We start from the raw sequence: 26,417 nt of genomic DNA, 5'->3' as shown, positions 1-26,417 counted from the left end.
ATTATTTCTTTTCAAAATCACGGTGGTTTGCCATTTTAAATAATTCATCATTTGGCAAAGATTTGAAATATTCATAGGTGATTTTCAAACCTTCAGATCTTGAAACTTTCGGTTCCCAACCTAACAACTCTTTTGCTTTTGTAATGTCTGGCTTGCGTTGTTTTGGGTCGTCAGTTGGTAATGGCAACGAAATTAATTTTTGACTTGTACCCGTCAATTTGATAATTTCTTCGCCAAATTCCTTAATCGTAATTTCATCTGGATTACCAATATTTACAGGTTGAGCATAATCTGATAACAACAAACGATAAATTCCTTCTACCAAATCATCTACGTAGCAGAAAGCACGAGTTTGCGAACCGTCACCAAACATTGTCAAATCTTCTCCACGAAGCGCTTGTCCGATGAATGCAGGCAATACACGACCGTCATTCAGACGCATACGTGGCCCGTAAGTATTGAAAATACGAACGATACGAGTTTCTAAACCATGATAAGTATGGTAAGCCATCGTCATTGCTTCTTGGAAACGTTTTGCTTCATCGTAAACGCCACGAGGACCCACAGGATTCACATTTCCCCAGTATTCTTCTGGTTGTGGATGAACGGTTGGGTCGCCATAAACTTCTGAGGTTGAGGCAATTAACACTCTGGCATTTTTTACACGAGCTAATCCAAGACAATTATGAATTCCCAAAGAACCAACTTTCAAGGTCTGGATTGGAATTTTCAAATAGTCAATTGGAGAGGCTGGCGACGCAAAATGAAGGATATAATCCAACTCACCAGGAACGTGAATAAACTTTGAAACATCACAATGAGAAAATTCAAAGTTGGGTAATTTAAAGAGGTGTTCGATATTTTTCAAATCACCCGTAATGAGGTTATCCATCGCAATTACATGGAAACCTTCTTTAATAAATCTATCGCAAAGGTGAGAACCCAAAAAACCTGCTCCACCTGTAATTAATATTCTTTTCATTTATAGTTTTGAGCTATTAGCCATGAGCCATGAGCTTTTTAAAAATTAAAAATCATTGAAATAAGCTCAAAGCTCACGGCTTATGGCTTAAAACTGAATTTACTTAACCACTTCTCTACCAATCGAGTAATACGTATAACCTTTCTCCGCAATTTCTGGAAGCTCGTACAAATTACGTCCGTCGAAGATTACTTTATTTTTCAATAAAACATTCATTACTTCAAATTCTGGGGTACGGAATTGGGGCCATTCAGTCATAATTAAAAGTGCATCAGCATCCTTTAGAGCCTCATAAGGTCCAGTAGTGTACGTAATTTTATCTCCTACTAATTCTTGAACATTTGGCATTGCTTCTGGGTCATAAGCCTTGATAGTGGCTCCTGCAGCTAAAAGGGCATCAATATTATATAAAGCGGGTGCTTCACGAATATCATCGGTATAAGGTTTGAAAGCCAAGCCCCACATCGCAAAAGTTTTTCCTTTCAAATCACCCCCAAAATAATCATTAATCATCGGAATTAAACGAGTTTTTTGGTCTTCGTTCACATCCATCACGGCCTTCAGAATTTTGAAATCATAGTCAAAATCTTTAGAAGTTTTTTCTAATGCTTGAACATCTTTAGGGAAACAACTTCCACCGTAACCGATACCCGCAAACAAGAATCTTTTACCGATACGAGAATCCGTTCCAATACCTCTCCGGATGTCATCAACGTTGGCTCCAACTCTTTCGCAAAGGTTAGCAATTTCGTTCATGAAAGTAATTTTCGTTGCCAAAAACGCATTGGCAGCATATTTTGTCATTTCCGCCGAACGTTCATCCATGAAAATTACTGGATTTCCCTGACGAACCAAAGGGGCGTATAATTTAGTCATTACAGCTTTCGCTTTTTCAGATTTTGTACCAATCACCACACGGTCTGGTCGCATAAAATCTTCAACGGCAACGCCTTCACGCAAGAATTCTGGATTTGAAACTACGTCAAAATCAACTTTTGCATTTTTAGCGATGGCAGCGTAAACTTTTTCGGCTGTACCCACTGGAACGGTACTTTTATCAATAATGACAGCGTAATTTTCCAAGATAGGACCTAAATCATCGGCAACCTTTAAGATATATTTTAAATCTGCTGAACCATCGGCTCCTGGGGGAGTTGGTAAAGCAAGAAAGATTACTTGTGCATCTTTGATTCCTTCTGAAAGTGAAGTCGTAAATTTAAGTCTTCCTTCATTGGAATTTCTGAGAAATAGCTCTTCTAAACCAGGTTCATAAATTGGAATGACCCCATTTTTCATTTTAGCTACCTTTTTTTCATCAATATCAACGCAAATAACTTGATTGCCCGTTTCTGCAAAACAAGTTCCCGTTACCAAACCTACATATCCCGTGCCGATTACCGCTATTTTCATGTATTTTACAATTTTTGTTTTCTTGAAATAGTTATAGTTTAATTTTCAAAATTAAGCGTTTTTATTGGTAAAGTCTAAAATCCTAATTCAAATTAATAAAGATAATTATTGAAGATAATTTAGTGCTTCATGCAAAGCAGAAAAGTAAGAAAGTAGTCAGAAGAATTTAACCAATGAAATTATTATACTTTTACAGTTTATTTTAACAGTTCTTTCACCTACATTTCTCATCTCTCTTTTAAACCTTTTCTTTTAAAATTTTACTTAACACGCCTTCTTTCAATGCGTAATTAGAAACCTTAATTTGCTGAATATCAAAGCGTTTTAGGATAAAATCAATCAGACAAACTCCCACGACAATCATATCTACCCGAAGTTCCTTCATGCCGCCAATTGCCATTCTTTCATCATGATTTTTAGAAACTAATTTAAAGAAAGAATCATAAAATTCGGTTATCGGCAGTTCAAAGGAAATCTGATTTGGTGGAGGTAATTGTCCGTAAGTTTTTACAAAAAAAATATCAATTAATGTCTCAAACGAACCCGCTGACCCAATGATACATACAGGGGCATACTGATGCACAGCGTTGGTGAGTGACAATAATTGTTCTTCTAAATAATCCTTTAAAGATATTACAGAACGAGGCGAAATAGGATCAGTAGTCATGAATTTATCCATTAATCGTTGTCCTCCAATTTCAAAACTTTGTTTATACATGACTCGATTCTGGTCACAAATAATAAATTCTACCGATCCGCCCCCGATGTCCACAATCATCGAAGGGTCAAGACCAATGTCCATGCCTAATTTCACGCCTTCATAAATCAAATTGGCTTCTTTTTCGCCCGAAATTACTTGGATTTGAATACCCGTTTCGTTCAAAACTCGGTAGCAAAATTCATCACCATTTTTCGCATTTCTTACGGCACTGGTAGCAGTAGCAAAAATATTTTCGCTTGTAACTCCCTCTTTTTTAAACATTTGCTGAAAATACTGCACCCCTTTGATTCCCCTTTGAATACCCTCTTCGGTAATAATACCCAAAGAAATTCCACCTTTCCCAATTTTGGCAGCGTAACTGTCTTCGTGAATTATTTTATAATTCTGCCCCTCCTGTTCTACGATTAACAATTGAAATGTATTCGTTCCTAAATCAATAATTGCTTTCTTTATCACGTATTTTTCGTTGAATGTGATTTACCTTTGTAGGTACAAAGATAGGTCAATGTTTTGAAGTAAATTAAACGAATTGGAACAAGAAAAAAATATTCTCATCACAGGCATCACTGGTTTAGTGGGAAGCTTTACGGCAAGACTCTTTTTGAAGGAAGGCTTTAAGGTTGTGGGGTTAAAAAGGGCAAATAGCGACTTATCATTATTGCAAGACATTGAAAGTCAGATAGTTTGGCATGAAGGTGATATCCTTGACATTTTAGGCCTGGAAAAAGTAATTGAAAACGTCAATTACGTGATTCATGCTGCTGCCATCGTTTCTTTCGCTCCCAAAGACCGAGACAAAATGTTCAAAACCAATGTTGAAGGTACGATTAATGTAGTAAATCTTTGTTTAGAAAAGAAGATTAAAAAACTTTGTTTTGTGAGTTCTGTAGCCGCTTTAGGTAGAAAAATTTCGAACCAAAATCTCACAAATCATCTCATAAAAATAGATGAAAAGGCAACTTGGGAAGACAATCCACTAAACTCTAACTACGCCAAAACCAAATACTTAGCTGAAATGGAAGTTTGGCGGGGGCAGTCGGAAGGGCTTAATTCAGTTATCGTAAATCCATCTATAATATTAGGTGAAGCCGACTGGAACAAGAGTAGTACGCAACTTTTAAAATTTGTGTATGATGAGCATAAATTTTATCCAGCTGGAAATCTAAATTATGTGGACGTTGAAGATGTGGCAATGTGTATTTATCAATTGATAATTTCGGACATTTCAGATGAAAGATTTATTTTAAGTGCTGGCCAAATAGCTTATAAAGACTTTTTTGAGAAAGTGGCACCAAGATTTCTTAAAAAAGCTCCTTCAACTTTATTAAATAAATCTTTTACTGGAATTGTTTGGAGATTAGAAGCAATCAGAAGTTTTTTTACAGGAAATGCTCCATTAATTTCCAAAGAAACCGCTCTTTCATCAAGCCATTCCTTTGAATATCAACCCGATAAAATCAAAAAAGCCTTGAACTTTTCATTTAGAAATTTGGAGGAAAGTTTGGATAGAATTTGTGAAAATTTATTCAAAAAAATGTAAGATTGAGAACAAAAGAAACAGGTAAAATAACAATTATTTCATTGATTCATCCAAAATTATTACAAATAAAGACTTACGACCTGCGACTTCTACTATGAGCACAATTTTTGTTGTAAATAAGTAATAATCAAGGGTTTTGGTATAATAAAAGATTATTATTAAATTAGCATAAATAGTTAGTTTTTAGTCAATGGTTATTGGTTAAATAATATTTTGATTCCCACTCATAACTAATTACCTAAAACCAACAATCAACGCACACCCACCAGACCCTAAATAATCAAAGATGGAACAAGATTTTGAAGATCGTCGGGAAGAGACTTTACAATCCGTAAAGCGTTTTGAATCTATGTTGAAACGCATGGAATCCACTTTTTTCGACCTTGATACTTACGAACAAATCGTCGAACATTATATGGATGAGGGGAAAATTGTTGATGCCATGCAAGCCTGCGAATTGGCACTCGAACAATATCCTTATTCCTTGGAGCTGATGCTTTGCAAGGCAGAATTACTCGCCAATCAAGGTAAACATGATGAAGCACTTGATTTAATTGATAAAGCAGAACTATACAACCCTTCCGATACGGATATTATTTATCTCCGCAGCACCGTCTATAATCTTAAAGGCGATTATCAAACTGCCATCGAAATCCTTACTGAAATATTGGATATTGCCGAAGAAAAAGATGAGGTATATTTTCATATCGGTTTAGCTTATCAAAGTTGGGGAAAAAATCACAATGCCGTTGCCGCTTTTAAGCAAGCTATTGAAATAAATATAAAGAATGAAAACGCCCTTTATGAACTGGCTAATAGTTTAGATGAAATCGGAAAATTAGAAGAATCTTTACCATATTATCAGCAATTTATTGATACTGATCCCTATTCAGAAAATGCTTGGTATAACATTGGAATTGCCTATTCTAAATTAGGAAAATTTGAAGAAGCCGCCGATGCTTATGAATTTTCAGTAGCAATTAATGATAAATTTGCTTCGGGATATTTCAACTTAGGCAACTCCTACATGAACCTGAGCAATTGGTCAAAAGCAGAGGATGCTTACCGTCATTGCCTTGAATATGAAGATGTTACGCCCGAAGTATATTGCTGTTTTGGAGCAAGTATTGAACGTCAAGAACGTTTTTCGGAGGCGATTCATTATTACAAAGATGCCATAAAACTTGACCCAAATTGGGATGATGGTTATTTTGGCGTAGGCGTGTGTCTCTGCGAAATGCAACGATGGTTTGAAGCAATTCATTTCTTAAAAAAGGCACTGGCACTGGATGATAAAAATGCCTATTATTGGTTGGCAATTGGAGATGCCGAAACGAGTTTGGGTAATATCATTTCAGGAATGGAAGCCTATCAAAAATCAGCCGAACTTGAACCAATGAATCCAGAAGCATGGATTAAATGGTCGGTTGTGAATCATGAACAAGGAGATTTTGAAATGGCAGCAGAATTGATGCTTTCTGCCATCGACCAAATGCCCGAAGAATCAGAATTATATTACCGTGCAGCAGTATATTTTATCAAATCTGGACGATATAAAGAGGCATTCAATTATTTAGAAACAGGTTTAGTTTTAAGTTATGAAGGACATGAAATCATGTTTGAATATTTCAAAAACTTAGACACCCAAAAGGCTATTTTTAAAATTATTGAACAATATCGGAAATAGGGATTAGAGACTAGTTATCAATTATTGATTGTTAACAAAAAAGTCCTCAAAATTTAATTTTGAGGACTTTTTTACGAATAACTAATAACTACTTACTAACAAAACTCTTCAAAAACACCTTCAAGATGCGTAGCAATCAATTCTGCCGAACGGCCTTCAATGTGATGGCGCTCTACCATATGAACCAATTCACCATCTTTGAAAAAAGCAATTGCTGGTGATGATGGAGGATATGGCAACGTAAATTCACGTGCTTTTGCGGTTGCTTCTTGGTCAACACCAGCAAAAACAGTTACTAAATGATTTGGTTTTTTCTCTGAATTCCAAACGGCTTCTTTCACACCTGGACGAGCTGTGCGTGCTGAACAACCACAAACAGAGTTGATAAACATCAACGTTGTTCCTTTTTCAGCCATCGCTGCTTCAACTTCCGATGCCGATTTTAATTCTTGAAATCCTCCTTCTGCAATATCTGCACGCATAGGAGCTACTAAATGTTCTGGGTACATATTTCTTTAATTTGAAAATTTTTGAAACGGGCGGCGAACCGCTTGATTAATTTGAAAATATTGCTTTGCTATTTTCAAATTACACTCTTAAAACTTAAACAGTATTTATGAGCTAAACGTGCCAATTTAATTTTTAAATCAACACATTATCAACTTGACACTACATAAATCCAAGTTCTAATTTAGCCACTTCCGACATCATATCTTGTGAATACGGTGGGTCAAAAGTTAATTCGATACTTACATCCGAAATACCTTCGATTTCCTTAATTTTCCCTTCAATTTCCGCAGGAATCGCCTCTGCCGATGGACAAGACGGTGAGGTCAGAGTCATTAAGACATAAACATTATTTACCGGAAATATTTTTATATCGTAAATCAAGCCCAATTCATATACATTCACAGGAATCTCTGGATCATAAACCTCCTTGATGGCTTTGATTACTTCTTCTTTTAATTCTAATTCTGACATTTTGTTAATTTTTTAAGGAATAAGCAATCGCATAATTCTTCATTTGTTTCACCATCGAAGCCAAACCATTTGAACGTGTTTGGGCAAGATGCTGACTCATTCCGATTTTTTCCATAAAGTATAAATCCGCTTTAGCAATTTCCTGTGGCGTATGTCCCGATAAAACTCTGATGAGCATGTTGACTAGTCCCTTCACAATAATTGCTTCAGAATCAGCTTCAAATATAAGAATGTTGCTATCTTTATGCGCATTCAACCAAACCCTACTTTGGCAACCTTTGATGATATTGTCTTCGGTTTTTTGTTCTTCGGGAAAACCCTTGAGTTTCTTACCTAAATCTATGATGTATTCGTATTTGTCTGCCCAATCGTCAAACAATTCAAATTCTTCTATTATTTCGTCTTGTGATTCGTTAATTGTCATTTCGATTTTTTACAAAAGCATTTTCTTAACTCTGCGCAATCCCGCCACTAATCTATCAATCTCCTCTATCGTATTATAAACAGCAAAAGAAGCTCTGGTTGTTCCCAGAATATTAAATCTTTGCATGAGTGGTTGCGTACAATGATGTCCAGTTCTCACGGCAACTCCTTGATTATCAAGCAAAACGCCAATGTCTTGATGGTGAATTCCGTCCATTATAAAACTAACTACTGATATTTTTTCTTTGGCTTGCCCAATAATTTTCAATCCATCAATATCCAACAATTGCTCCGTTGCATATTGCAAAAGCATATCTTCGTGAGCCGCAATATTTTCTTTTCCATGAAAAGCAATGTATTCTAAAGCAGTTTTTAAAGCTACTACATCTGCAATATTTGGCGTCCCCGCTTCAAATTTATAAGGCAATTCGTTATAAGTCGTTTTCTCGAAAGTAACGTCTTTTATCATCTCGCCACCGCCCATGTACGGGGGCATAGCGTTTAAAATTTCTTTTTTGCCGTACAAAATTCCAATCCCCGTTGGTCCATATAATTTATGAGCTGAAAACACATAAAAATCAGCGTCAAGTGCCTGGACATCAACGTTTAAGTGCGAAGTTGCCTGGGCTCCATCAATCAAAACTTTTGCTCCAAAACTGTGGGCTAAGTCAATGATTTGCTTCACAGGATTGATTGTTCCCAAAGAGTTTGAGACATGATTTACGGAGACTAATTTAACTTTTTCAGAAAGCATATTTTGGTATGCTTCCATGTCCAATTCTCCCAAATCCGTCACAGGAATTACTTTCAATTTAATTCCTTTTTCTTCACAGAGCATCTGCCACGGCACGATATTGGAATGATGTTCCATGCCAGAGATGATAATTTCATCTCCTTCTTTGATAAATTTCCGTCCGAATGTGCTGGCTACTAAATTGATACCTTGCGTAGTTCCCGAGGTGAAAATAATTTCTTCAATCGAAGATGCTCCCAAAAATTCTCGAATTGCTTCACGGGAAGCTTCAAAATCACGGGTTGCACGTTCAGCCAAAGTATGAATTCCTCGATGAATATTGGCGTTATCGAAATTGTAGTAATGCGTAATCGTTTCGATAACTGAAGTAGGTTTTTGGGTAGTCGCAGCATTATCAAAATACACTAATTTTCGTCCATTAATTTCTTGATTAAGGATAGGAAAATCAGCTCTGATTGCTTGTATATCTAATAATTCTGTGAGTTGCATTTTATTTTTTCTATAGAATAATTTACTTCGATAATTATTTCAACTTTTACTACTTGGGTAATTACTAATTAACTTTATTCGCCTGTCATTCTTTTAAGAGTCTATTTACTAACTTATAGATGTTTGTTTTCAACCATTCAGTTCATTATTAATATCTCACTGCATGAGGCCACAAAATTGTAGTTTCTTATTTGATAATGGATTTGCCATGTACCCTGTCATTCTACTTACGAATTTATTTAGCGATTTAGAGATATTTTTTTGCTCTGTTCTATCAATTCTAACATTGATAGACTCCCAAATAGAATATATTTATTGTGAACACCCAGTTAGAATGACAGGAAGAAGAGATTATTTAAAAAGTCTAACAGTCATAAATATCAAAGCGGTATGACTTTTCATTTTATTTGCTACCCTTGATAAATCTTCTCTTCAACTAAAGCTTGCAAATATTCTTTAATCGCTACAATTTCAAATTTATCAATTACGTCTTGGGCAAAAGCTAAAGTTAAAAATGCTCTGGCAGTATCTTTTGAAATTCCACGGGCTTGCATATAAAAGAGTGCATCATCGTTCAATTGTCCCGTAGTTGTTCCGTGTGAACATTTTACATCATCCGCCCAGATTTCTAACTGAGGCTTGGTGTTCATCGTGGCATCTTCCGATAATAAAACGTTTTTACAAGACTGAAACGCATTCGTTTTCTGAGCATCTTGTCTAACGAAAATCTTACCATTAAAAACGCCCGTTGATTTTCCTTTCAAAATCCCTTTATATAATTCATTTGAATTTGAATTAGGTTTTGCGTGGTCAACTGCCGTATGATTGTCTATGTGTTGCTTTCCATTTGGAATATACAAACCAAACATATTGGCTTCTGCATATTCTCCATCTATCTTGATATTCAGATTGTTACGAACAAATCCACCATTAGCCGTTACCGTATTTGCCGTGAAAACTGACTTCCCAGCTTGCAAAACCGAAGTCGTTCCGATGTGATAAGATTTATCCGATTCGTTCTGAACTTTGTAGTAATGTACGTTCGCTTCTTCTCCAATAATAAACTCCGTAACTGCATTGGTAAACGAAGCATTTTCGCCCAATGAACGATAAGCTTCAGCGATTTGAACCTCGGAACGCTTACCGACTACGATAAGATTTCTTGGTTGTGAAGCCACATTCAAGGTACGAGCATCACTGATAAATCGCAAAATAATTGGCTGTTCAACTACTTTATTATCAGGCACATGGACAAATATTCCATTCTTTGCAAAGGCAGTATTCAACGCCGTGAAAGCATTATCCTGATAATCTGAATATTTGTTAAAATATTGTTCAACTAATTCGGGTTGCGTTTTGGCAGCTTCCGCAAAAGTCAAAATTTGTAATTCAGAATCTGGACTTACAATTACTGAAAGTTCAGCGTTATAAATTCCATTGATAAAATATAAGATATTGCCTTCAAGATTTGGAATAGGCATTTCTTCTAAATCTTTTGCCGAAAAATTGGTTACCGCATTAAACTCAAATGCTTGGCTAACAAGGTTTTTGACGTTAGAATATTTCCATTCTTCGTGTCTGATAGTGGGAAAACCCAATTTGTCAAAACGTTCTAAAGCTTGCTGACGGATTTGATGCACGGCCGATTTTGCTTCGCCATTCATGCGTCCTTCAGCAGTTTTGAAATCTGCGATTAATTGAGTTTTTAAGTCTGTATTGTTCATAATCTAATAATAATCTTTGAAAACTAATTAAACAGTTTCACTCAATTCCTTCGCTTCAACTTCTTCTTTAATCCAATCGTATCCTCTTTCCTCTAACTCCAACGCTAATTCTTTTGTACCTGATTTCACGATGCGCCCTTTGTATAAAACGTGAACAAAATCTGGCACAATAAAATCCAATAAACGTTGGTAGTGAGTGATTACAATGGTGGCATTTTCGGGCGATTTCAGTTTATTAACTCCCTCAGCCACAATACGTAAGGCATCAATATCAAGTCCCGAATCTGTTTCATCTAAAATCGCTAATTTTGGATTCAAAACGGCCATTTGGAAAATTTCGTTGCGTTTTTTCTCACCGCCAGAAAATCCTTCATTTAATGAACGATTTAACAAAGATTGGTCGATATTGACAATCTTCATTTTTTCCTTAAACATCTTCAAAAATTGCACTGCATCCATCGCTTCTTCGCCACGATATTTACGCATTTCATTTACAGCCGTTTTCAGGAAATTAGTCGTTGAAACGCCCGGAATTTCCACGGGATATTGAAAGGCCAAAAAGACACCTTTGGCAGCACGCTCTTCGGGTGCAAGTTCTAATAAATCTTCTCCCTCAAAGTCCACTGTTCCACCTGTTACTTCGTAGGTATCACGACCTGCCAAAACAGATGCTAAGGTACTTTTACCCGCACCGTTTGGTCCCATGATGGCATGAACTTCGCCCGCTTTTACCTCCAAGTTTAATCCTTTCAGAATTTCTTTTTCCCCAATTTTAGCCTGTAAATTGCTGATTTTTAACATTGTATTGTATTATTTGTATTTTCGTTATTTGATACTCTTACAAAATTACGTTCTACGCTTTTGCATTCCAAGTGTTTATTTAGAACAACTCTAAGTAAAGGAAAAAAGTTTCCCGTTTCTGATTTCAGTTTTACGATTTATTTGCAAATAATTTATTGAAATCTTCAAGATTACGAACCCCGTCAAAATTAAAAATTAAAAATAAATTGACATTATCAATAAAAAATGAGTTATTGCGAAAAATTAAATTTTCATCAATAATTCCATGCAAAATTCCATTTTTGTTTCTTCGGAAGTTAGTACATTACAACGTCTTTTAATTCATAGTCCTGACAGCGGACTTGGAAAAGTTGTCCCTTCAAAAGCCCAAGATTGGTTATTTGAAGACATTATTCATTTGGATACGATGCGAAGAAAAGAGTATGATTTCTACGTAAAAACGCTCCTTTATTTCCTCGACCCTGACAAAATAAAAGGAAAATTAAACGAAATAGATTCCGATATAGAACGTAACTTTTTCAAACCTGATAGTCCCGAATATTTCAATTCTGATAAAGTTATTGAACTGCAAAAACTATTATCTGAAATTCTGGAAAATGACTTAATTAGAATGAAATTGGTCGCTGCAGCCTGCGCCATTGAAAAGGAATGGTACACCACTCACGACGAATTATTCAATTTACCACCCATTGAATTGGCCAAAACGCTGATTTCGGGTACTACACCTTCGGGAGAAATGCTCTTCCCTCCTATTCCCAATTTCATTTTTACCCGTGATATTGGAATTACGATCAACGACCATATTTTACTGAATCGTCCTAAAAAACAGGCTCGTACTCGTGAGGCTTTGCTGGTACAATACATTTTTTATAACCACGATATTTTCAAAGAAATTCGTCAAAATCTGATTGAAATTCCTGATAATGAAACTTTGTTTTTATTGCCCGAAGAACAAGCCGAAGAAGCGCAATCGACCTTGGAAGGTGGCGATGTAATGATGGTAGCAAAAAATCATTTGTTAATCGGAATATCGGAAAGAACAACCATTTATGCCGCCAAACAAGTCATAAAAATTCTATTTGAAAAGAAAATTGTTGACAAAGTTACGCTCGTAAAAATTCCGAATAAACGTGATTATATGCACATTGATACGGTCTTTACGCAGGTAAAACGGAATGTCTGGGTGCTGTTGGGATCATTAGCAAAACCACAAATTAATGCGGAAGATGAAGCGTTAATAAATGCTGGTTTATTGAAATCCAAAAAGGCAGAAGAAGTACATATTGTTCAGTTTCGCCGAGGACAAGAAAATGACCTTCGTGTAATTGAGAGTTTGGAAGAATTATTAACTGAAATATCAATTTATGACCTTGATTGTCAGCCACTTGATGTTAAATTTATTTATTCTGGAAATAATGAATTTCCATACGGTGCAAGAGAACAATGGACGGATTCATGCAATTTATTGGCGGTAAAAGAAGGCGTTGTGATTGGTTATGACCGAAATGATAAAACGCTTGATGCTTTCAAAAATGCAGGATTTGAAGCCGTAAAAATGGAAGATTTACTACATGATTTTGAATCAGGAATTAAGAATCCAGAGACTTTGACAGATACATTCATAATGTTGCCATCAGCAGAACTTTCACGTGCCAGAGGTGGTTCGCATTGTATGTCAATGCCGATACTTCGAGAACAATTTTAAGTTGTGATTTAGTGATTGGTGAGTTGTTATTTAAAAGCGGACTCAAAAAATCACTAATTCACAACTCACTAACTCACAACTAAAAACCATGCGTTCACAAACAACTTCCAACATCCTTATGATTCGTCCAGTCAATTTTGGATTTAACCAAGAAACTGCTGAATCAAATGCTTTCCAAAATGCTAAATTTGGCGAGCAAAATAAAGATAAATCTCAACAAATTGCCCTGAAAGAATTTGATGAGATGGTTAGCCGTTTGCGTAAAGTAGGCGTGAATATCATCGTTATTGATGATACTTTTCAACCTTATACGCCCGACTCAATTTTTCCAAACAACTGGGTTTCTTTTCACGGTAATGGTTCAGTGATTACGTACCCAATGCAGGCAGAAAATCGCCGTTTGGAACGTAGAGAAGATATTGTTGAACAGATTTCAGCATCATTTTATATCAATCGCAGAATAGATTTATCGGGTTTTGAAAATGAAAATAAATTCTTGGAAGGCACGGGTTCAATGGTACTTGACCGCAAATATAAGATTGCTTATGCTTGTTTGTCGCCACGTACACAAGCGGATGTCTTGAAAGAATTTTCGTCTCAAATGAATTATGAGGTCATTGCTTTCAATGCAGTTGACGGTGATGACAAACAGATTTATCATACAAATGTGGTGATGTGTATTGGCGATATGTTTGCGGTAATTTGTTTGGAAGCAATTCCTGATTTGGACGAAAGATTGATGGTGAGAAATTCTTTAGAGCAATCGGGAAAAAGAATTATTGATATTTCGTTGGAACAAATGAATCAGTTTGCGGGAAATATGCTTGAAGTAAAAAGTCAAAAAGGGGAAAAAATATTAGTAATGTCAAGTTCGGCGTATCATTCTATGAAACCTAAACAGCTTGAAATATTGAATGAATATTGTACCGTTTACCATTTTGATTTATCCATGATTGAAGGAAATGGTGGAGGTTCTGCCCGTTGCATGATGGCGGAGATTCATTTACCTTTGAAATAATAGGTGGTATTTTCAATGAAGATTATTTCAAAAATTGAAAATATCACTATCATTAAGTTACCGAATAAACAACTGCCCGATTATGTTAACGTTTTGTTAACAATAACTGCAATTTTATTTCAAAAAGTTCTTTAAAATAGTGTGTTCGTTTAAAAAACAGTTTGATTACTTTATTTGCTTTTTAGAGAAAATAATATTTGCAATTTCAATCCATTAGTGCTGCAATGTTAAAAATGGCAAATTACTTCCCTAAATTGTTTGGGTTATATTTTTTGGCAATCAAGCATTTTTTAAGTAATTTGGCGAGAAAATTGATGAATTATACTAAAAAAACGGCCTAATTTGTCCATTACTAAAGCATTTTGTTAAAAAAATTTTATTTAGCCACTCGATTGAAAATGAGCAATTCACACTCAAATGTTGAATTTGTGTTTGTCAAGTTTTTAAGATGAAAGGCAATTCAATGTTTCAATCACTAAAAATTGTTTTTCACATCACAACCCATGAAAAAAAGTTTTTTATTATCCTTATTAGCTTTATTGCTAATCACAACTGCTTCTTTTGCGCAACAGTCATTCGCCGATTTAATGGAATATGGCGTTAGACAAAGTAATTTAGGCAATCACGCTGCTGCTCAATCTGCTTTTTCACAAGCTATTGCCTTGAAGCCCGATGATGCCGCCGCCCTTTATAATAGAGCAGTTACTAAAGCAAATCTTAAAGACAACCGTGGTGCTATCAATGATTTTGATAAAGCACTTGAATTAAATCCAAGATATGCAGATGCTTTTGCAGGACGTGGACAAAGTAAGGCTCGCCAAGACGATCATAAAGGTGCTTTGCAAGATTACAATAGCTGTATCGCTCTCAATCCAGTTGATGCTCCCACTTATTTTCTACGTGGTCAAAGCAAAACCAAATTGGAAAATTACAAAGGTGCTCTATCTGATTACAACAAATCACTTGACCTCACACCCGATAATGCCCAAGCATATACGGCAAGAGGAATTGTGAAGCAAAAATTGGAAGACTACAGAGGTAGTTTGGATGATTTTACGAAGGCAATTGAAATTAGCCCAAAACGCTCTGCTTCGTATTCAGGAAGAGGTTTAAGCAAAATGAAAATGGGGGATTTCAAAGGTGCAATTGCGGATTATGGCAAAGCTTTAGAATTGACTCCCGAAGATGCAGAATCACTTTATTATAGAGGATATTGCAAAAGCCAAATGGAAGATTATCAAAGTGCTTTAATTGATTTCGACCGTGCCTTGGGGCAAGACCCAGAAAATGCTACGGCATATTATGGTAGAGGTTTTGCAAAAAATAAATTAGGAAATATAAAATCTGCGATTGAAGATTTTACCAAAGCAATTTCTATTGGAAATATCGAAAATAACAAAGTTATTTTTCCGGGTGCCATTACAAAACCAATCTTGGATGATTTGAGAAACAACGTCGTAGAACGATTGAAAATGGCAGAAATGTCACTTGAACGTTCAGAAGTTTATTTTAATCGTGGACTTTCAAAAGCTCGAAACGGAGATACCAAAACAGCCATTGAGGACTACAACAAAGCAATTGCTTTAAGCCCAACGTATTCAGAAGCATACTTTACAAGAGGAATGTTGAAGTCACAAACGGGCGACCAACGTGGTGCAATTCAAGACTGTACAAATGCTATTAAGTTGAACTCAAAATATGCAGAAGCCTATTATGTAAGAGGAATTATTCGCCACGCTTTAGGAGATACTGACGGTTGTAATGACTTGAGTAAATCTGGAGAATTAGGATACACCCCTGCTTATTCGGTAATTAGAGATTACTGTAATTAGGGAATAGTTACTATAATTAAAAATGGGCTACTCTTGTGCAAGAGTAGCCCATTTTTAATTATTCCATTGGAGCAAATAATAACTAATTACCAGTTACTAATAACCAACTTACTCAAACCTCAGATGCTTCACAGATTCTCCCGAAGTAGCTAATTCAACTAATGAATCTATGCCAATTTGTAAATGTTTCTGTACATAATTAGTCGTTACTTTTTTATCACTATCCTCTGTTTTTACACCATCGGGAGTCATTGGATTGTCCGATACTAATAATAATGCTCCATGAGGTATTTTATTAACAAAACCCACCGTGAAAATTGTAGCAGTTTCCATATCAATTGCCATTGCTCGAATATCAGTTAAATACTGTTTAAAATCTTCATCATGTTCCCACACCCGGCGATTGGTCGTATAAACTAAGCCCGTCCAATAATCTAATTCGTGTTTTTTAATCATGGATGAAACCGCCCTTTGCAGGCGAAACGAAGGCAAAGCAGGAACTTCTTTGGGCATATATTCATCCGATGTACCTTCGCCCCGCACGGCTGCGATAGGAATAATTAAATCTCCCAAGACTAAATTCTTTTTCAATCCTCCGCATTTACCCAAAAATAAAACCGCTTTAGGTTCGATTGCCGAAAGTAAATCCATAACCGTTGCCGCCATTGGCGACCCCATTCCGAAGTTAATAATCGTGATATTATTAGCAGTTGCCGTTTGCATAGGTCGGTCAGTCCCCTTCACCTCAACCTCGAACTGGTCGGCAAACATTTTGATATAATTGGCAAAATTGGTCAATAAAATATACTGTCCAAACGCTTCCAAAGGCACTCCTGTATAACGTGGAAGCCAATTATCCACAATTTCTTTTTTTGTTTTCATAAATTTATTAGTTGATTAATGAAAGGTTAAAATAGAGTTTGTAATTTTGACAATTACATAGAAACAGAATTTATCTTTTAAACTCATGTTAGAGGAATTACAAATACTAAATCTTCCTTCATATAATCACAAATTAAAAAAAATCAATGACAAATTGTGCATTTGGGACATTATCCGTAAAAAAAATATTATCCTCACGCCCGAAGAATGGGTTCGTCAGCATTTTGTCCATCATTTAATCAATGAACATCAATACCCTAAAAGTCTGATAAAATTAGAAAGTAGTTTGGACTATAATAAACGTTTGAAACGTACTGATATTCAAGTATTTGACCGTGATGGGAAGCTATTTATGATTGTAGAATGTAAAGCTCCGTATACCAAACTTTCACAAACCGTTTTTGCTCAAGCGGCTCAATACAATCATGTTTTAAAGGCGCAATATTTAACGATTTCCAACGGGATGATTTTTCATTGTTGTCGAACAGATTGGGAAACAAAACAAATGGACTTTATAGAGACTTTACCGCTATTTTTATAAGTTGACAGTAAATTTCTATTATGTTCATCTTATTCATTAGGTAAGTGGCCAAGGTTAATATTTTACTTCTTGCTTGATCTTAATAATGTATTTAATTCTGTCTTTTTAAATACCAACTAAAACTGCCAATTATTTTCACTGTATTTTTGCAAAAACAACCCTTCATCATGTCGAAAAAAATCAATTTATTTCTCTTATTATTACTTGTAACATCTTCATTATCAGCTCAAAAGAAAAAAGCAACGGCTTCTTTTGAAACAGTTTTTCCTGATAAACCAAAATTGGTTGTTGGAATCGTGGTTGACCAAATGCGTTATGACTTTTTGTATCGCTATTCAGAAAAATATTCATCGGGTGGTTTCAAACGACTTATGAACGAAGGGTTTAATTGTCGGAATAATCATTACGATTACGCTCCAACGGTAACTGCCGCTGGTCACGCAGCCATTTTTACAGGTTCAATTCCTGCGATTGATGGCATTATTGGGAATGAATGGTTTAATCAAAAAACGGGGAAAACGGTTTATTGCGTAGAAGATACCACGGTAAAAACAGTCGGTTCGGATAGTAAAGCGGGCTTAATGTCTCCTAAGAACTTACTGGTTTCTACCATTACTGACCAGTTGAGAATCGCCAATAATTTTCAATCAAAGACGATTGGAGTTGCTCTGAAAGATAGAGGTTCGATATTACCTGCGGGACATACTGCCAATGGTGCGTATTGGTTCGATTCTAAAAATGGTTCGTTCATTAGTTCAACTTTTTATATGAACGATTTACCACAGTGGGTCAAAGATTTTAATGCCCTAAAAATGCCCAAAAAATACATGGCAGAAGGCTGGAAAACGCTTTTACCCATAGAGCAATACACCGAAAGCACGGAAGACGACCAAGTATTTGAAAGTAAATTATCTGGCGAAAAAACACCTACTTTTCCCCATGAATTGGCGGCACAATCGGGCGTAAATTTACAGGAAGTTATCCGGACGACACCCTTTGGAAATACTTTGACGAAGGATTTTACTTTGGCAGCCATCCAACATGAAAACTTAGGAAAAAGCCCTAAAACGGACTTTTTAACGGTAAGTTTTTCTTCAACTGATTATGTCGGACACAGTTTTGGACCAAATTCTGTCGAAGCCGAAGATACTTATTTACGTTTGGATAAAGACATTGCTGAGATTTTAACCACGCTGGATAATACGCTCGGAAAAGATAATTATTTGGTATTTTTAAGTGCCGACCACGGTGTCGCTGATGTTCCAGGCTTTTGGCAAAGCCAGAAACTTCCTTCGGGTGTTTTTGACCGTTCGGGAGCAATGGCAGAGGTGAAAACTGCGCTAAAAACGGCATTTGGAGAAGGTGAATTCATCAGAGCAGAAGACAATTATCAGATTTATCTAAATAATGCCATTTTACAAGAAAAGAAGTTGACATACGCCCAAGTTCATGCCGTGGTGCGAGAAACTTTGTTGAAACGAGAAGACGTTAACGATGTGATTGATTTGCATAATTTAGCCAATTCTACCTTACCCGATTATCAGTTGAATTTTGTAAAAAATGGCCTAAATCCACGCCGTAGTGGAGATATTATGTTTGTGCTGAATCCGAGTTGGTTTATGGGATCCAAAACAGGAACAACCCATGGAACCCTTTATCGCTACGATACACACGTGCCGCTTTTATTTTACGGATGGAAAGTAAAAACGGGTGAAACTACGCTCAGAACGAATATTTCGGACATTGCACCCACCGTTGCTGATTTTTTAAATATCTTAGAACCTAATGGAAGTATTGGTAACGTGATTTTGGGCGTAAAGAAATAGGCAAATAAAGTTTAAAGGGTCTTCATATCATAAATTTCATTTTTTTTCGTTAAATTAGTCATAAAATTAATCCTCAACTTTTGTCTTAAAAGACCAAAACTTACTGAATAAGGTCTTAATAACCCGTAGAAAAACTATGCAGAATCTTCTAAGTATTCTCCTCCAAAGTACCGTAATTACTGCTGATACCGTTACCACTGCTACAAATGGTATGACAAAAATCAATGACGAAATGAACATTTTGAGCCTGATTGAAAAAGGTGGTTGGGTAATGATTCCCATTTTCATTTTGCTTTTTATTGCCATTTATTTATTCATTGAACGCTATTTATACATCCGAAAAACCGCAAGAATGGATAATACTTTCTTGTTCTCTATTCGTGAAATGTTGGTGGGTGGAAATGTTCAAGGAGCCATTAATTATTGCAAAAACTCCCAATATCCCATTGCTAAACTATTAGAAAGAGGTTTGAACCGTTTAGGCTCACCAATTCGTGATATTGAAAACGCCATCGAGAATACTGCCCGTGTAGAAATTTATAACATGGAAAAGAATTTGACTATTCTTTCAGCCATTGCCAAGATTGCGCCTATGTTTGGTTTTTTAGGTACTGTTTCAGGGATGATTCGTACATTCCATAACATTGCTTCAGCCAATAAAATTGATATTAGCACGATTGCAAGCGGTATTTATGAAAAAATGGTAACCTCAGCAACGGGTTTGATGGTTGGTATTATTGCTTATTTTTTCTATACAATTCTTACCACCATGATAGACCGTGCGGTAAACAGAATGGAAATTACAGCGATTGATTTCTTAGATATTTTACATAAACCAGCATCTTTAAAATAGGAGAAATGGAGTAAGGGAGAAAGAGTTATGCATTAAATGATATAAATTAATCCTTTTTCCCTTCCTCCTTTTTTCCCCTTTCTCCTAAAAACATGAATATAAGAAAACGCTCAAGAGAACAATCGGAAGTAGAAACGGGGGCTTTGGCTGACATTCTTTTCTTCCTCATGATGTTTTTCCTCATGATTTCAACCTTGGCAAGTCCCGATGCTATTAAATTACTTTTGCCAGAATCTTCCTCCGCTCAGCAAACGACTACGAAAGAAAATATTAGAGTAACCGTTGATGCTGAAAACCAATATTTTGTGGATGATGTACTGGTTCCATTTGAAGAATTAGAAACGTATTTGGGAGAAGAAGCCAAGAAAAAAGGCTCTGAAACCGTTATTTTAAGAATTGCTCAAGATAGAACGGTTCAAGATTTAACGAAAGTTTATGATATTGTGGCACGTTTACAATTAGTAATGGTGATGGCAACAGATAAAATTTAAGGTTGATTTCTTGATAATAATATCAAAATTAATAGCCGTATACGCCCTCAACGTAGCGGCTATTGGTTTGTTTAAGCAGCATATTTTAAAACATGAGCGATTTACAAATACTTTTCGAACACATTTTTTATAACAACGATGATTTTATTAAAATCTTAGCCTCAACGGTCGTAGGGGCATTGGTTGGTCTTGAAAGAGAATACCGTAGTAAATCAGCGGGGTTAAGAACTTTTACGTTGATTTCGGTAGGTTGTACAATTTTCACCATTCTTTCTGAAAAAATGGGCATGAAAACTTCTCCCGACCGTATTGCGGCAAATGTAGTTACGGGCATTGGGTTTCTGGGTGCGGGAGTAATTTTTAAAATGGATGACCGAGTGAAAGGATTAACGACTGCCACCATTATTTGGGTAACTGCGTCGTTGGGAATGGCAATTGGCGATGGACATATTTTATTGTCGTTTTTAGGGACAATTGTGGTTTACATCGTTTTGGGATTATTCGTAAAATTGGAAGTGATTATGGAAAAATACGGACGTACTCGCAATTATAGGATAGTCTGTGATTATTCGCCAGAAGCATATAAAAAATTAGAAAACATTTTTGAGCAGTGTAATTTAACGGCAAAACGAGAAAAACAAACCATCACCAAGCAGTTATTGATAAGCAATTGGTCAGTTCGAGGGAGAGTTTCAAAGCATGATAAATTAGTAAAAAAATTAATGACCGATCAAGATATTAAAGAGTTAGAATTTTAGAGAATCCATAAAAAGTCCTTAGGATCAACTTCTAAGGACTTTTTATATTCTAACATCGAAAAACGAATATAGAAATTTCTACCAACGAATCAAAGCCGAACCCCACGTAAAGCCACTGCCGAAAGCCGCCAAACAGACTAAATCACCTTCTTTAATTCTGCCAGATTCCCATGCTTCACACAGAGCAATAGGCACTGAGGCAGCCGTTGTATTTCCGTATTTTTGGATATTATTCATCACTTTCTCTGCAGGCATTTTCATTTGCTGACGAACATATTCCGAAATTCTTAGATTGGCTTGATGTGGTACTAACAAATCAATATCTTCTGGTTTCAAACCATTTTTATCCAAAGCCTCCCGAATCACTTCTGGAAAACGTACGATAGCGTGTTTGAAAACCGCACTGCCATTCATAAAAACGTCTCCCGTTTTATTATCCTCCACCAAATCATCATAAAAACGTTTCGGACGACTACTACCAGGGTCTTTTACGTATAATTCTTCGGCAAAAGTTCCATCCGCATGAAGGTGGGTTGAAAGTATTCTATGTTCTTCATTTTCAGTGGCTTGCAAAACTACCGCCCCTGCCCCATCACCAAAAATCACGGCTACTCCTCTCCCTTCGTTACTGGTATTTAAAAAAGTTGACTGAATCTCTGAACCAATCACCAAAATATTTTTATACATTCCAGACTTAATAAATTGGTCAGCCGTTGAGAGCGCATAAATGAACCCAGAACATTGGTCACGGATATCCAAAACGCCTATACCTTGCATTCCTAATTCCCGTTGCATTACGAAGCCTGGGCCTGGGAAATAGTAATCGGGCGTGATGGTTGCATAAACGATAAAGTCAATATCTTTGGGCGTAATTCCAGCTCTTTCGATGGCAATTCTTGAAGCCTCCGCCGCCATTGAAGCGTTGGTATCTTTGCCGTAGGTGAAATAACGGCGTTCTTTAATACCCGTCCTCTCGGTAATCCAAGCATCAGAAGTATCCATTAATGTTTCTAAATATTGATTAGTGATTACGTTTTCAGGCACATAATGCCCAATTCCAGTTATTTTGGAAAATGTCATGGTTTTTATGATTGTTTGTTGAATACAAAATTAGGATATTTAGCGTAGTTTTTTGTTTTATTTAAGGAATATGTTTAGCAGACTAATCCTAAATTTTAACGCAAAAAGTCCTTACAAACTAAAATTTGTAAGGACTTTTCATGTATATACTATTTCAAAAATTACACTGCAAAGCTCTCTCCACATCCACAAGTACGGGAAGCATTTGGGTTTTTGAATTGAAAGCCTTTTCCGTTTAATCCGTCCGAGAAATCTAATTCTGTGCCCGCTAAATAGAGGATAGATTTTTTATCTACCATAATTTTCACACCTTTATCCTCAAAAATCATATCGGTTGGTTTTGGTTCTGAGGCAAAATCCAAATTATACATCAAACCAGAACACCCGCCACCCTCTACGGCTACACGGACATTGAAATTATCGGTAAGTCCCTCTTTCTGACGAAGTTCTATGATTTTGTTGGCTGCTATATCGGTTACTGTTACCATTTTGGTTATTAGTTATTGGTTATCCGTTATTAGTTCAGTTGTTCATGAATTGATAACTATAAATGAAAAACGACTTAATTTGGTTGAAAGTTCCAACATAACAATACAAAGTGGTCAATCCGCTCTATTCACCAATAACGAATAACTAAAACACCTGTCCAATTCCGAAAGTTATGACAAACAACAAGGTCGTTAGAGCCATTACTTTTAAAAATGGGTCAATTTGTGCGGGCGTTTGTCCTTTTGAAACGCCTATTCCGATTTTGATTAAAAGTGGTAAAGTGATTAAAAATACCCAATTCAATAATTCTGGGTGATTCAATAACGAATAAATTACTGCCGAAGCAAAACCACCAATCAATAAAAACCAATGGTAAATCACGGCTTTATCTTTTCCCAAACGTACTGGAATGGAATTTTTGCCCGTCTTAATATCCGATTCAATATCTCGTATATTGTTGATATTCAGTACGCCAACCGCAAAAAGTCCACATGAAGTAGCTGGTAAAAACATCAATAAATTCACTTCGTGGGTATATAAAAAATACGTACCCAACACGCCTACCCAACCAAAAAAAATTAAGACTGAAATATCGCCAAAGCCCATATATCCGTAAGGTTTTTTGCCAACGGTATAAGTGATAGCGGCAATGATTGCCAAAACTCCTAAGCCAAAAAAGGCAATAATTGTTTGGGTGGAAGTGTCTTTTAAGCCTTCATAAATGAGTAAAGAACCCGTAATAAATGACAAAACGGACATCAAAATAATCGCTCTTGTCATTTGATGACGAGTGATGGCTCCTGTCTGAACGGCACGAGTGGCAACGGTTCTTTCAGAGGTATCAACTCCGCTGACGGTGTCGCCATAATCATTGGCAAAGTTGGAAAGAATTTGCAAAAAAGTGGTTGTAAGGACGGCTAACCCAAAAATTGCCCAAGAAAAAGCGTACGAACCTGCCGCTAAAAAACTCCCCATCAAAATACTCGAAAGGGCAAGTGGCAAAGTACGTGGACGAGCCGCAGAAATCCAATGTTTCATTTTACGGTAAAGGGTTAAGGGTGAAAGGTACGCAGTAAATAACAAAGGGTAAACAATTATAAACGAGTTCATTTCGTCTTTAACCGTTCACCCTTCACCGTTTACCGTAAACCGATTATTTAATCGCTTCCATAAATTCTTTACTATCGGGTTTAACCCCTGATGCGAAGAAGTGAGTCAATTCTCCTTTTTCATTGATAATATATTTACAGAAATTCCATGATGGTTCTTTATCATTCCAACCATTCAATGATTTGGTTGTTAAGAATTTATACAAATCACATTTTCCTTCGCCTTTTACCACAACTTTAGAAAACATTGGAAAAGTTACCCCATAATTCTTTTTGCAAAAAGTAGCAATTTCTCCGTCGGTACCTGGTTCTTGTCCGCCAAATTCATTGGCCGGAAAACCTAAAACTACTACTTTGTCTTTATTAGCTTCGTAATATTTCTCCCAAACTTCATATTGTGGTGTAAATCCACATTTTGAAGCTGTATTCAAGATAATTACTTTTTTGCCTTTATAAATCGACAAATCAACATCTTTACCGTCCAATGACTTCATTTTGAAATCATGAAGGTTTTTGGTTGATGTAACCGTAAAATTTGTCGGACGTTCCTCAAAACTATTTTGAGTGAATGGAACTGCCAAAGCTCCCAATAATGAACCTATTTTCATGAGTTTTAGTAACATAACTGTTGTGAAGATTAAAATGATTGATATAATTATTTTTTTGTTCATACAATGTACTACAATTTTCAACCTGTTTGGATAAAAGGAACTGAAGGTTTTAACCAGTTTCAAAAAGTAAAAACAGGTTAAAACCTGTGTTACGCTCACATTCTTGAAGGAACTTTAATGCCTAATAAACTCATTCCTTTCTGAATTGTTTCGCCAACTACACCCGAAAACGCAACTCTGAATTGTTGAGCATCTTTATCTGATTCGTTAAAGATATTTACTTCGTTGTAAAAACGGTTGTAAGCCTTCGCTAATTCGTAAACATAGAACGAAATTAAAGCGGGAGAAAGTTCACGGCCCGCATCCGCCAAAATTTGCGGGTATTGACTTAGCAAATTTATAACATCTCGCTCAGATTCTTGCAAAATAGGATAATCAGTTGTTTTTCCTGTGATGCCTTGTGCATGAGCTTTTCTCAAAATCGAACAAATCCGAGCGTGCGTGTATTGAATAAATGGTCCCGTATGTCCTTGAAAATCAATGGATTCTTCGGGATTAAACAACATTCTTTTCTTCGGGTCAACTTTTAATAAGAAATATTTCAAGGCACCCATTGCCAACGTATCGTACAATTCATTAGCTTCTGAATCTGCGAATCCTTCGGTTTTACCCAATTCCATCGTGCGTTCACGGGCGGTATCGGTCATTTCTTGCATCAAATCATCCGCATCAACTACCGTTCCCTCACGAGATTTCATTTTTCCCGATGGTAAATCCACCATACCATAACTCAAATGGAAAGTACCATCTGCGTAGGGACGACCCATTTTTTTGATAATTTTAAATAAAACTTCAAAATGGTAATCCTGCTCATTTCCAACAACATAGATAGATTTTGACATCTTGAAATCATTGTATTTCAATTCTGCCGTGCCAATATCTTGGGTGATATAAACGGACGTTCCATCTTTACGAAGTACCAATTTTTGGTCGAGTCCATCGTCGGTTAAATCTATCCAAACCGAATTATCTTCTTTCTGGAAAAATACGCCCGATTTCAACCCTTCTTCCACGAATTTTTTACCCAGTAAATAGGTATTCGATTCACGGTAAATTTTATCAAAACTTACGCCCATTTTCTCGTAAGTCAGATTAAATCCTGCGAAAACCCATTCGTTCATTTTCTCCCAAAGCGCAATTGTTTCGGGATCGCTATTTTCCCATTTCAATAGCATTTCTTGGGCTTCTAATAACAATGGCGCTTGTTTTTTAGCATCTTCTTCCGACAGTCCCTTTTCCTCCAAAGCCTTGATTTCGACTTTATAATGCTTGTCGAATTCAACGTAATATTTTCCCACCAAATGGTCACCTTTCAATCCTGAGCTTTCAGGCGTTTCGCCGTTACCAAACTTTTGGTACGCCAACATCGACTTACAAATATGGATTCCACGGTCGTTTACCAAATTCGATTTGATAACTTTATAGCCATTAGCAGACAGAATTTGAGCAACCGAAAACCCCAAAAAGTTATTCCGTAAATGACCCAAATGAAGCGGTTTATTGGTATTTGGCGAAGAATATTCCACCATCACCGTTTCATTTTTATCGGGTAATTGTCCGAAGGTTTTATCCTTGAAAATACCCGTAAACAAATCTATCCAAGCCGAATCAGCGATGGAAAGATTCAAGAAACCTTGCACCACATTAAAG

At 36.2% G+C, this 26,417-nt stretch carries 25 protein-coding genes; 10 read left to right on the top strand and 15 right to left on the bottom strand.

Annotated features, from left to right (window positions below; genetic code table 11):
• Position 1: 1 nt before the first annotated feature.
• The 3 genes from AC1W31_RS06325 to AC1W31_RS06315 all read right to left on the bottom strand — a co-directional run bounded on the left by AC1W31_RS06325 (position 2) and on the right by AC1W31_RS06315 (position 3,569).
• The gene (locus AC1W31_RS06325) at positions 2-982 is read right to left on the bottom strand and encodes a UDP-glucuronic acid decarboxylase family protein (RefSeq protein WP_481733570.1); all 981 of its coding nucleotides are present in this window, start codon (positions 980-982) and stop codon (positions 2-4) included.
• Between the two features lie 99 nt (positions 983-1,081).
• Positions 1,082-2,392: a UDP-glucose dehydrogenase family protein gene (locus AC1W31_RS06320; RefSeq protein ID WP_481733569.1), complete on the bottom strand. Its 1,311-nt coding sequence runs from the start codon at positions 2,390-2,392 to the stop codon at positions 1,082-1,084.
• 238 nt (positions 2,393-2,630) lie between these two features.
• The gene (locus AC1W31_RS06315) at positions 2,631-3,569 is read right to left on the bottom strand and encodes a Ppx/GppA phosphatase family protein (RefSeq protein WP_481733568.1); all 939 of its coding nucleotides are present in this window, start codon (positions 3,567-3,569) and stop codon (positions 2,631-2,633) included.
• Between the two features lie 73 nt (positions 3,570-3,642).
• Between AC1W31_RS06315 and AC1W31_RS06310 the strand changes: the two genes are divergently transcribed.
• Together AC1W31_RS06310 and AC1W31_RS06305 are read left to right on the top strand one after the other, a co-directional pair.
• Entirely contained in the window at positions 3,643-4,653 is a 1,011-nt protein-coding gene (locus tag AC1W31_RS06310) for an SDR family NAD(P)-dependent oxidoreductase (protein WP_481733567.1), read from the top strand.
• 286 nt (positions 4,654-4,939) lie between these two features.
• On the top strand, positions 4,940-6,340 hold the full coding sequence (locus AC1W31_RS06305) for a tetratricopeptide repeat protein (RefSeq protein ID WP_481733566.1): 1,401 nt from the start codon (positions 4,940-4,942) through the stop codon (positions 6,338-6,340).
• A gap of 95 nt (positions 6,341-6,435) precedes the next feature.
• Here the strand turns inward: AC1W31_RS06305 and AC1W31_RS06300 are convergent, their stop codons facing one another.
• From AC1W31_RS06300 to sufC, 6 genes are all read right to left on the bottom strand, one after another.
• A complete protein-coding gene (locus AC1W31_RS06300) occupies positions 6,436-6,849 on the bottom strand; it encodes a BrxA/BrxB family bacilliredoxin (protein WP_481733565.1) in 414 nt (137 codons plus the stop codon).
• Positions 6,850-7,009: 160 nt separating this feature from the next.
• Positions 7,010-7,321, bottom strand: coding sequence for a DUF59 domain-containing protein (locus AC1W31_RS06295; protein ID WP_481733564.1), 312 nt, complete (start codon positions 7,319-7,321; stop codon positions 7,010-7,012).
• A gap of 4 nt (positions 7,322-7,325) precedes the next feature.
• Positions 7,326-7,745, bottom strand: coding sequence for a SufE family protein (locus tag AC1W31_RS06290; RefSeq protein WP_481733563.1), 420 nt, complete (start codon positions 7,743-7,745; stop codon positions 7,326-7,328).
• Positions 7,746-7,754: 9 nt separating this feature from the next.
• Positions 7,755-8,987: a SufS family cysteine desulfurase gene (locus AC1W31_RS06285; RefSeq protein ID WP_481733562.1), complete on the bottom strand. Its 1,233-nt coding sequence runs from the start codon at positions 8,985-8,987 to the stop codon at positions 7,755-7,757.
• A gap of 410 nt (positions 8,988-9,397) precedes the next feature.
• Entirely contained in the window at positions 9,398-10,711 is a 1,314-nt protein-coding gene (gene sufD / locus AC1W31_RS06280; protein WP_481733561.1) for a Fe-S cluster assembly protein SufD, read from the bottom strand.
• A 27-nt stretch (positions 10,712-10,738) separates the two neighbouring features.
• Positions 10,739-11,512 carry a Fe-S cluster assembly ATPase SufC gene (gene sufC, locus AC1W31_RS06275; RefSeq protein WP_481733560.1) on the bottom strand — a complete coding sequence of 258 codons (774 nt, stop codon included), beginning with the start codon at positions 11,510-11,512 and terminating at the stop codon, positions 10,739-10,741.
• Positions 11,513-11,777: 265 nt separating this feature from the next.
• Here sufC and AC1W31_RS06270 point away from each other — a divergent pair, with 265 nt between their 5' ends.
• The 3 genes from AC1W31_RS06270 to AC1W31_RS06260 all read left to right on the top strand — a co-directional run bounded on the left by AC1W31_RS06270 (position 11,778) and on the right by AC1W31_RS06260 (position 16,067).
• A complete protein-coding gene (locus tag AC1W31_RS06270) occupies positions 11,778-13,217 on the top strand; it encodes an arginine deiminase family protein (protein ID WP_481733559.1) in 1,440 nt (479 codons plus the stop codon).
• A gap of 88 nt (positions 13,218-13,305) precedes the next feature.
• Positions 13,306-14,235 (top strand): citrulline utilization hydrolase CtlX, encoded by a 930-nt coding sequence (gene ctlX, locus AC1W31_RS06265; protein WP_481733558.1) that lies wholly within the window; start codon positions 13,306-13,308, stop codon positions 14,233-14,235.
• Positions 14,236-14,738: 503 nt separating this feature from the next.
• Positions 14,739-16,067: a tetratricopeptide repeat protein gene (locus AC1W31_RS06260; protein ID WP_481733557.1), complete on the top strand. Its 1,329-nt coding sequence runs from the start codon at positions 14,739-14,741 to the stop codon at positions 16,065-16,067.
• Between the two features lie 108 nt (positions 16,068-16,175).
• Here AC1W31_RS06260 and AC1W31_RS06255 read toward each other — a convergent pair whose 3' ends face one another.
• A complete protein-coding gene (locus AC1W31_RS06255; protein ID WP_481733556.1) occupies positions 16,176-16,949 on the bottom strand; it encodes an AMP nucleosidase in 774 nt (257 codons plus the stop codon).
• Between the two features lie 85 nt (positions 16,950-17,034).
• Between AC1W31_RS06255 and AC1W31_RS06250 the strand changes: the two genes are divergently transcribed.
• The 5 genes from AC1W31_RS06250 to AC1W31_RS06230 all read left to right on the top strand — a co-directional run bounded on the left by AC1W31_RS06250 (position 17,035) and on the right by AC1W31_RS06230 (position 21,418).
• Positions 17,035-17,490, top strand: coding sequence for a type I restriction enzyme HsdR N-terminal domain-containing protein (locus AC1W31_RS06250; RefSeq protein ID WP_481733555.1), 456 nt, complete (start codon positions 17,035-17,037; stop codon positions 17,488-17,490).
• A 167-nt stretch (positions 17,491-17,657) separates the two neighbouring features.
• Entirely contained in the window at positions 17,658-19,316 is a 1,659-nt protein-coding gene (pafA, locus tag AC1W31_RS06245) for an alkaline phosphatase PafA (protein WP_481733554.1), read from the top strand.
• Between the two features lie 136 nt (positions 19,317-19,452).
• Positions 19,453-20,169 (top strand): MotA/TolQ/ExbB proton channel family protein, encoded by a 717-nt coding sequence (locus AC1W31_RS06240; protein WP_481733553.1) that lies wholly within the window; start codon positions 19,453-19,455, stop codon positions 20,167-20,169.
• 92 nt (positions 20,170-20,261) lie between these two features.
• Positions 20,262-20,660, top strand: a complete 399-nt coding sequence (locus tag AC1W31_RS06235; RefSeq protein ID WP_481733552.1) for an ExbD/TolR family protein — start codon at positions 20,262-20,264, stop codon at positions 20,658-20,660.
• Positions 20,661-20,752: 92 nt separating this feature from the next.
• Complete coding sequence (locus AC1W31_RS06230) at positions 20,753-21,418, top strand: MgtC/SapB family protein (protein ID WP_481733551.1); 666 nt, start codon at positions 20,753-20,755, stop codon at positions 21,416-21,418.
• A 78-nt stretch (positions 21,419-21,496) separates the two neighbouring features.
• Here the strand turns inward: AC1W31_RS06230 and AC1W31_RS06225 are convergent, their stop codons facing one another.
• The 5 genes from AC1W31_RS06225 to argS all read right to left on the bottom strand — a co-directional run.
• Entirely contained in the window at positions 21,497-22,498 is a 1,002-nt protein-coding gene (locus AC1W31_RS06225) for a 3-oxoacyl-ACP synthase III family protein (RefSeq protein ID WP_481733550.1), read from the bottom strand.
• Between the two features lie 161 nt (positions 22,499-22,659).
• Positions 22,660-22,986, bottom strand: a complete 327-nt coding sequence (locus AC1W31_RS06220) for a HesB/IscA family protein (protein WP_481733549.1) — start codon at positions 22,984-22,986, stop codon at positions 22,660-22,662.
• 145 nt (positions 22,987-23,131) lie between these two features.
• Positions 23,132-24,025: a 1,4-dihydroxy-2-naphthoate polyprenyltransferase gene (locus tag AC1W31_RS06215; RefSeq protein ID WP_481733548.1), complete on the bottom strand. Its 894-nt coding sequence runs from the start codon at positions 24,023-24,025 to the stop codon at positions 23,132-23,134.
• 115 nt (positions 24,026-24,140) lie between these two features.
• Complete coding sequence (locus AC1W31_RS06210; protein ID WP_481733547.1) at positions 24,141-24,704, bottom strand: glutathione peroxidase; 564 nt, start codon at positions 24,702-24,704, stop codon at positions 24,141-24,143.
• Positions 24,705-24,862: 158 nt separating this feature from the next.
• Positions 24,863-26,417 (bottom strand): arginine--tRNA ligase (gene argS / locus AC1W31_RS06205; RefSeq protein ID WP_481733546.1); only part of this gene is annotated, 1,555 nt, incomplete at its 5' end.

The sequence above is a fragment of the Arcicella sp. genome, assembly GCF_964672035.1.
The sequence above is the reverse complement of the archived record's forward strand: the minus strand, read 5'-3'. Positions and strand labels throughout refer to the sequence as shown.

What these genes read in the sequence shown, in the direction of transcription:
- AC1W31_RS06325 (WP_481733570.1), bottom strand. Translation starts at nt 982, where the DNA reads ATGAAAAGAATATTAATTACAGGTGGAGCAGGTTTTTTGGGTTCTCAC.
- AC1W31_RS06320 (WP_481733569.1), bottom strand. Translation starts at nt 2,392, where the DNA reads ATGAAAATAGCGGTAATCGGCACGGGATATGTAGGTTTGGTAACGGGA.
- AC1W31_RS06305 (WP_481733566.1), top strand. Translation starts at nt 4,940, where the DNA reads ATGGAACAAGATTTTGAAGATCGTCGGGAAGAGACTTTACAATCCGTA.
- AC1W31_RS06300 (WP_481733565.1), bottom strand. Translation starts at nt 6,849, where the DNA reads ATGTACCCAGAACATTTAGTAGCTCCTATGCGTGCAGATATTGCAGAA.
- AC1W31_RS06295 (WP_481733564.1), bottom strand. Translation starts at nt 7,321, where the DNA reads ATGTCAGAATTAGAATTAAAAGAAGAAGTAATCAAAGCCATCAAGGAG.
- AC1W31_RS06290 (WP_481733563.1), bottom strand. Translation starts at nt 7,745, where the DNA reads ATGACAATTAACGAATCACAAGACGAAATAATAGAAGAATTTGAATTG.
- AC1W31_RS06285 (WP_481733562.1), bottom strand. Translation starts at nt 8,987, where the DNA reads ATGCAACTCACAGAATTATTAGATATACAAGCAATCAGAGCTGATTTT.
- sufD (WP_481733561.1), bottom strand. Translation starts at nt 10,711, where the DNA reads ATGAACAATACAGACTTAAAAACTCAATTAATCGCAGATTTCAAAACT.
- sufC (WP_481733560.1), bottom strand. Translation starts at nt 11,512, where the DNA reads ATGTTAAAAATCAGCAATTTACAGGCTAAAATTGGGGAAAAAGAAATT.
- AC1W31_RS06270 (WP_481733559.1), top strand. Translation starts at nt 11,778, where the DNA reads ATGCAAAATTCCATTTTTGTTTCTTCGGAAGTTAGTACATTACAACGT.
- ctlX (WP_481733558.1), top strand. Translation starts at nt 13,306, where the DNA reads ATGCGTTCACAAACAACTTCCAACATCCTTATGATTCGTCCAGTCAAT.
- AC1W31_RS06260 (WP_481733557.1), top strand. Translation starts at nt 14,739, where the DNA reads ATGAAAAAAAGTTTTTTATTATCCTTATTAGCTTTATTGCTAATCACA.
- AC1W31_RS06255 (WP_481733556.1), bottom strand. Translation starts at nt 16,949, where the DNA reads ATGAAAACAAAAAAAGAAATTGTGGATAATTGGCTTCCACGTTATACA.
- AC1W31_RS06250 (WP_481733555.1), top strand. Translation starts at nt 17,035, where the DNA reads ATGTTAGAGGAATTACAAATACTAAATCTTCCTTCATATAATCACAAA.
- pafA (WP_481733554.1), top strand. Translation starts at nt 17,658, where the DNA reads ATGTCGAAAAAAATCAATTTATTTCTCTTATTATTACTTGTAACATCT.
- AC1W31_RS06240 (WP_481733553.1), top strand. Translation starts at nt 19,453, where the DNA reads ATGCAGAATCTTCTAAGTATTCTCCTCCAAAGTACCGTAATTACTGCT.
- AC1W31_RS06235 (WP_481733552.1), top strand. Translation starts at nt 20,262, where the DNA reads ATGAATATAAGAAAACGCTCAAGAGAACAATCGGAAGTAGAAACGGGG.
- AC1W31_RS06230 (WP_481733551.1), top strand. Translation starts at nt 20,753, where the DNA reads ATGAGCGATTTACAAATACTTTTCGAACACATTTTTTATAACAACGAT.
- AC1W31_RS06225 (WP_481733550.1), bottom strand. Translation starts at nt 22,498, where the DNA reads ATGACATTTTCCAAAATAACTGGAATTGGGCATTATGTGCCTGAAAAC.
- AC1W31_RS06220 (WP_481733549.1), bottom strand. Translation starts at nt 22,986, where the DNA reads ATGGTAACAGTAACCGATATAGCAGCCAACAAAATCATAGAACTTCGT.
- AC1W31_RS06215 (WP_481733548.1), bottom strand. Translation starts at nt 24,025, where the DNA reads ATGAAACATTGGATTTCTGCGGCTCGTCCACGTACTTTGCCACTTGCC.
- AC1W31_RS06210 (WP_481733547.1), bottom strand. Translation starts at nt 24,704, where the DNA reads ATGAAAATAGGTTCATTATTGGGAGCTTTGGCAGTTCCATTCACTCAA.